Annotated in this window: 1 protein-coding gene; it reads left to right on the forward strand. The window is 75.2% G+C overall.

Features of this window, described 5'->3' with window-relative positions; genetic code table 11:
* The coding region (locus AB0E24_RS45855) for a type I polyketide synthase (RefSeq protein WP_435865410.1) at positions 1-3,800 on the forward strand (3,800 nt) is incomplete at both ends.

The following is a 3,800-nucleotide window of genomic DNA, read 5'->3' on the forward strand; positions in this document are numbered from 1 at the left end:
CAGGCGGGTTACGCGGCCGCCAATGCCTGTTTGGACTCCCTTGCCGCGCATCGCCGTGCCCGGGGCCGCACGGCCACCTCCATCGCCTGGGGCGCCTGGGACGAAAGCGGGCTGGTCGCCGCCCAGCCCGGTCGCCGGCACCGGCTGAGCCGCCTGGGGGTCATGCCCATGCGACCGGCGCTGGCCGTCGCGGCCCTGCAACGCGTCCTGGACGGCGACGAGACGGCGGCCGTCATCACGGACACGGACTGGAGCCGTTTCGCCCCGGCGTTCACGGCGTCACGCCCGAGCCCGCTGCTCTCCGCCCTGCCCGAGGCGGTCCGGGCCCTGGAGAGCGCGCCGCGGGAACCGGACGCGTCCGGCGCGCCCGCCGCCGGTGCCTCCGCGCGGCGCCTGGCCGGACTGCCGGAACAGGAGCGCCGGGCAGCGCTGTCCGACCTCGTCCGGCACAGCGCGGCCGCCGTACTGGGCCACGCGCCCGGCACCCGGATCGACGCCGACCAGGCATTCCGGGAGCTGGGTTTCGACTCGATGACCGCCGTGGAGCTGCGCGGCCGGCTCGTGGACGCCACCGGCCTCGCCCTCCCCACGACCGTGGTGTTCGACTACCCGACCGCCGCCCGGCTCACGGACCACCTGGCGTCGCTGCTCGCCGGCACCCCGGCCACCGGGGTCACGCCGCTGCCGTCGCCGGTCCCGGCCGCCGACGACCCCGTCGTCATCGTCGGCATGGCCTGCCGGTACCCCGGCGGGGTGACCGGCCCGGCCGACCTGTGGCGCCTGGTGAGCGAGGGCACCGACGCGACCGGTGACTTCCCCGCCGACCGCGGCTGGGACCTGGCGGCGCTGTACGACCCCGAGGGCACCCGGCCCGGGACGACCATCACCCGCCGAGGAGGCTTCCTCGACGGCGCGGGCGACTTCGATCCCGCGTTCTTCGGGATCTCCCCGCGCGAGGCGCTTGCCATGGACCCGCAGCAGCGGCTGCTCCTCGAGAGCTCCTGGGAGGCGCTGGAACACGCCGGGATCGACCCCGAGTCGCTGGCGGGCAGCCCCGCAGGGGTGTTCGTCGGCGCCTACCCGTCCGGCTACCAGGCGGCGGTGGGCCGGCTCGGCGACGAGGTACGGGGATTCGCACTCACCGGCGGCTCGTCGAGCGTGGTGTCCGGCCGGGTGGCTTACGTGCTCGGCCTGGAGGGGCCGGCGGTGACGGTGGACACCGCCTGCTCGTCGTCGTTGGTCGCGATGCACCTGGCGGCGCAGTCGCTGCGGTCGGGGGAGTGCACCCTGGCCCTGGCCGGGGGCGTCACCGTGATGGCCGACGCCGACGCCTTCGTGCTCTTCTCCGAGCAGGGCGGGCTGGCACCCGACGGGCGCTGCAAGCCGTTCGCGGACGCCGCCGACGGCACCGGGTTCGCCGAGGGCGTCGGCACGGTCGTCCTGGAGAAGCTCTCCGACGCGCGGCGCAACGGGCACCGGATCCTGGCGGTACTGCGCTCCAGCGCCGTCAACCAGGACGGCGCCTCCAACGGCCTGAGCGCACCCAACGGCCCTGCGCAGCAGCGTGTGATCCGTCAGGCCCTGGCCGCCGCCGGACTGGCCGCCCGCGACATCGACGCCGTCGAGGCCCACGGCACGGGGACGACGCTCGGCGACCCGATCGAGGCGCACGCCGTCCTCGCCACGTACGGCCAGGACCGCTCCGGCGAAGCCCCCCTGTGGCTGGGCTCGCTGAAGTCGAACCTCGGCCACACCCAGGCCGCCGCCGGAGTCGGCGGTGTCATCAAGATGGTCCTGGCGATGCGGCACGGCGTGCTGCCGCGCACCCTGCACGTGGACGCCCCGTCGTCCCAGGTGGACTGGGAGCGGGGCCGGGTCGCGCTGCTGACCGAGGCCACCGCCTGGCCGGAGACCGGCCGTCCGCGCCGGGCCGGCGTGTCCTCGTTCGGGGTGTCGGGGACGAACGCGCACGTCATCCTGGAGTCCGCACCCGCGGACGACCCGGTGCCCGCCGCACCCCCACTCGCCCCACGCGTGGTGCCCTGGACGGTCTCGGGAAGGACCCCGGAGGCGGTGCGCGCCCAGGCGGCACGGCTGTCCGCCCGGGTGGCGGCCGATCCGTCGCTGGACGTCGCCGACGTGGGCTGGTCACTGCTGGCCACCCGGCCGGCGCTCGGCCACCGTGCCACGGTCCTGGGCGCCGGGCGCGATGAACTGCTGGCCGGTCTGCGGGGACTGGCGGCGGGAGAGACCACCGGGGCGGTGATCCTCGGTGAGGCACGCCCGGACCGTGTGGTCGGTGTGCTCTTCACCGGACAGGGCGCGCAACGCCTGGGCATGGGCCGGGAGCTGTACGCCGGGTCCCCGGTCTTCGCGGCGGCCTACGACGCGGTCGTGGCGGAGCTGGACGCGCACCTGGAGCGTCCGCTGAAGGACGTCGTCTGGGGCGACGACGCCGGGTCGCTGGACCGGACCGGCTGGGCGCAGCCGGCGCTGTTCGCACTCGAAGTGGCACTGTTCCGGCTGCTGGAGTCGTGGGGAGTGGTCCCGGACGCCCTGCTGGGACATTCGGTCGGAGAGGTCGCGGCCGCACATGTCGCCGGAGTCCTGTCGCTGCCCGACGCGTGCCGCCTGGTCGCGGCCCGCGCCCGACTGATGGAGGCTCTGCCGCCGGGCGGTGCGATGGTGGCGGTGGAGGCGACCGAGGCCGAGGCGGCTCCGCTGGTGACGCGAGGGGTTTCGATCGCCGCGGTCAACACCCCGGGCTCCGTGGTGCTGTCGGGCGAGGAAGCCGCCGTCACCGGGGCCGCGGAGTCGCTGGCCGCGCTGGGCCGCAGGACCAGCCGGCTGCGCGCATCCCACGCGTTCCACTCCGCGCTGATGGACCCGATGCTGGCCGAGTTCGAGCGGGTCCTCGAGACACTGGCCTACCGGGAGCCACGGATCCCCGTGGTGTCCGGCCTGACCGGCGCCGTCGCCACCGGCGACGAACTGCGCTCCCCGGCGTACTGGGCGGCACAGGCGCGCGAGGCGGTCCGCTTCGCCGACGGGATACGGTGCCTGGCGGACCGGGGCGCGAGCGCGCTGGTCGAAATGGGCCCGGACGCCGTGCTGTCGGCGCTGGCCGAGGACGGCTGCGCCGAGGGCACCCTGAGGGTGCCGCTCCTGCGCCGTGACCGTGACGAGAACATCGCGGTCACGGCCGGATGGGCCGCGCTGCATGCGCACGGGGTCCCCGTGGACCGGGGGGCGGTGCTCCCCGAGGGACGCAGGATCGACCTCCCGACCTACGCGTTCCAGCACCGGCGGTTCTGGCCCGCCCCGGTCGCGGCATCCGGGGTGGAGAGCTGGAGGTACCGGGAGACCTGGACCCCGCTCGCCCCGCCGGACCGGGCCACCGGCGGCTCGTACCTGCTCGTCATCCCGGCGGGGCTGGACGGGGAGCCCGGCACCGCCGCGGTCGCCGAAGCCCTCGGCCCCCGGACCGTGACGCTGACCGTGGACGGCGATCCCGACCGGGCCGCGCTCGCCGGGCGTCTGCCCGAAGCCGCTGATTGTGGGTTGGTGGGGGTGGTGGTGTTGGTGCCGGATGGTGTTGCGGGGGTGGTGTTTGTGTTGGTGGTGTTGCAGGCGGTTTTGGATGCGGGTTTGGGTGTGCGGGTGTGGGCGGTGACGCGTGGTGCGGTGTCGGTGGGTGTGGGGGATGGGGATGGGGTGGGGTTTCCTGTGCAGGGTGGGGTGTGGGGTTTGGGGCGGGTTGCGGCGTTGGAGCATCCGGGTGTGTGGGGTGGTGTGGTGGA

This window comes from Streptomyces malaysiensis subsp. malaysiensis (assembly GCF_040653035.1).
Taxonomy (GTDB): domain Bacteria; phylum Actinomycetota; class Actinomycetes; order Streptomycetales; family Streptomycetaceae; genus Streptomyces; species Streptomyces malaysiensis.